1 protein-coding gene is annotated in these 3,034 nt (G+C 63.3%); it reads left to right on the top strand.

Features of this window, described 5'->3' with window-relative positions; genetic code table 11:
* The first annotated feature begins 128 nt into the window (after window positions 1-128).
* A complete protein-coding gene (locus FHG66_RS21260; RefSeq protein ID WP_139079143.1) occupies window positions 129-1,046 on the top strand; it encodes a hypothetical protein in 918 nt (305 codons plus the stop codon).
* Window positions 1,047-3,034: the final 1,988 nt, after the last annotated feature.

The raw sequence follows: 3,034 nt of genomic DNA, 5'->3' as shown, positions 1-3,034 counted from the left end.
TTCGGCCGAGATCCGCCAACCCCAGGTTGAACTGACTTGCGACAATAGTGTGAGGAAGTAATGCGACCGTAGAGAAAAGCCACAAATCCAAGACCGAACTAGCGTCTTGCTGACCAGGAGCAATCCTAATGCATGATTATTGCCCTCATGTCCGTATCGTCAGTGTAGCGGCATTACTGGCCGTCCTTTCTGGACCGGTGTTCGCCCAAGCTGACGTTGACGCCATCACGCTTACGGCAGCGGCAATCGACACCCTCGACGACAACCGCTTCTTCACCCGCCTGGGCGGCACCGCGCGCACTGACGTGACTTACGAGGGCTTGGAAGCGGGGCGGGCCTACACCCTGGTGGCCCAGCTCCTGAACCCCGCGACGGGCGAGCGTGACGGTGAACCGGTCCCCGTCACCTTCACCCCCGACTTGGCCTCCGGCACGCTCAGCTTAGAGTTGCCGGTGCCGCAGAACCGCACTCCCTTCAACATAGACTACGTGGTCGCCTTGGATCTGCTCGACGGAGAGAGGGCCACGGCCGACTTAGTTTCAGCCGAGCCCTTGGCTCGTCTCGAGGACACCTCCGACCTGTCTACGGCTCTTCAGGTCCATGCCATCCAGAGCATTTCGGTGACAGCCGTGGACGCCGCCGATGGAGACCACCGCATGTCGGGTCAGGGCGGGACAATCCGCGCTACCATCGAGCATGTGAACCTCGTCGAGGGCTACCACTACACGATCTGGGGGCAGCTCCTTACGCCCAGTGGCCAGTCCACGGGGATCTTTGCCAGCGTAGCCGAATATGTGCCCACGACCAAGAACGCCACGTTGACGCTGGACTTCCCTGTCCCCGAAGGCCGCGACGGTACCAGCCTCGTGCCCTCGATCGGCCTCTACCACCAGAACCGAGTGGCCGTCCACGAGGACGGCTCGCTCACCTGGCTTCCCGAGGCCAAGCAGCCGGTGATGATAGGCTCCGATCCGAACGTGGGCGACCCTGCAAAGATCGTCGAGATCGGCATCCCCTTCGAAGACACGACGCCCCCGTCCCAGTAGCCGGGAATGTTGCATGGCGGAGGTTTCTCGGTAGGGAGCCCTATCAGGTCATAGCCACGACGCCGGAAGCCAGCGCTGGCGTCGGCATTGGCTCACGATCTCTAGGTCTCAGGGGTTTCTCCCGCTCGCCTTGAGCATACAGCGCCGGCCCAAGGGCGGCCTCTCGCACGATCACCCTCAGTCCGCCCCGATGGCGCCAGGGCTGCAGTGTAGGCCGTCCATGAACCATGGCCCACTTGCAGCAACGTCATGGCCAAGCCGCGTGGGCTTGTCGTGACTCCACGCGGCCTACGATCGCGACTCTCCCTCACTTGACGCTCACAATCGCGCCGATAGCCTGCTGCCGATAAGCCCTGGTCGCATCCCCACCCCAAACCACCCAGCATTGCTTCCCTGTCCGTTCTGCGGTCGCAGCGCTTCCGTTACTCTCTGCCGTGCGACGGCCACCTTACCGGCCAGATACAGCGTAGGTTGCTGGCAGGAGCAGGACCCCTTCTCCCATATTCGCACTGGGACGACTGCTTGGGGCCGGCGACGCTTTGGCTGCCGCTGGAGCCGGCCATGGTGCAGTGGAACACGAGGCGAAATGGCTTCTAGCGGCACGCTTGGTCTAGCACCTCTGCGGATCGAACCTGACCGCCTCCGAGGGGGCCGGGTTCACCGCAGCCCGGAAGCGGTCCTACGAGGCGTTGCATCCGGAGACGGTAAACGGCGCGACTGGTGGCGGCCATGACCAGCCTCGCAAACCTTGCGATGCTGCTCCGCGCGTTACCACCGCCCCGGCTACCAAGACCGGCGTCAGTGAGCGGAAGGCGCAATTCAATGCCGAGCGGGCGAGAAGATCACTCCCGAAGCCTTGCGGGCCGTGCGCGGGACCGCAGCTTCCATGTATAGTGTGTTTCGTCGCGACGCACGCCGAGGTCGGAGGCTTTGACCGGCTGGAAAGCGTTGTCAGCTACGACGCTTGTGGGCGGGCCAGTTTCTGCACTAGCAACCTCGCTCCGCTCCTGCGCGGCGTCGTAATCGTCAGCCAAGCGCTCAGTTGCGACTTTGGTCTAAGTCGTCGCACCTGCTCGGCGGCCTACCCTCACCTCAGCGCTTAAGACTGCGGCATCTCAGGCCGAGGCCAGAGCCAGCGACACACATCCCGCTTGAGGGAGACGTCATGGGCCCGAGCCAAACTGAGGCGCCTGAAGGCCCCCGAGATGCGTCGGGGGTCTTCTGTGCTGGAGTAGCTCAGAAGCGAAGTGGGGGCGTCGCAGCCGCCGTGCCCCCGGACGGAACCACCCCCAAGCCGAACGGCAAGAGGCGACCACTCGGGAGCACGAGCCTCCGTCGCAGACGCTCCCTCGGTATCTGGTATGGAGACCTGCGCCTCGGAAACGAAGAGGAGTAGGCTGACGGATCGTGCGCGTGCAACTCCGACACCCACGCTAAGGTTGCATGTGAAGAGAATGATTTCATGTCTGGTTGATCAGGCCTGAGGTGGGACGAACAGATCTACGTCGGGTCCCGCTCTGTCTCACAATCACCTTAAGCCCGCCCTTATAGGACCACGGCTGCCCCTTAGCTCAGCCAACAACCATGGCCCATTCGCCCAACGGTCGTGGCCAGGCCGCGTGGGTTTGTCGTGACCCCACGCGGCCGCCGAACTAGCTGAGATTCAGCGAAGGCCCGACGATGCTTCTCCCGTTCCGCAGTAGAAAGCAGCAGCAGCCGGACCGAGTGCCAGGAGTCGAATGGTTCAGCTTGCAGCTCCTCGGGTGTGAGTACGAAATCGAGGCTCACGAACTGTCAAACGGGAATGCGCTAGAGGCCGAGTGCTATCGCTTTCGCCCCCATGGGTGGCCCGGTGAGCCGCAGCGGGGATGGCAGCCGGGGTTGCCTGGCCGCTTGTGACGGTCGTCTTGCTCCAGCCCGAGTGTGACGCGGGTTGCGTCCGCTGCGATCTGCTCTCAGTACTCACACCCGACGCCATCACCTTCCGG

The organism is Rubellimicrobium rubrum, assembly GCF_006152115.1.
GTDB lineage: Bacteria > Pseudomonadota > Alphaproteobacteria > Rhodobacterales > Rhodobacteraceae > Rubellimicrobium > Rubellimicrobium rubrum.
The sequence above is the reverse complement of the archived record's forward strand: the minus strand, read 5'-3'. Positions and strand labels throughout refer to the sequence as shown.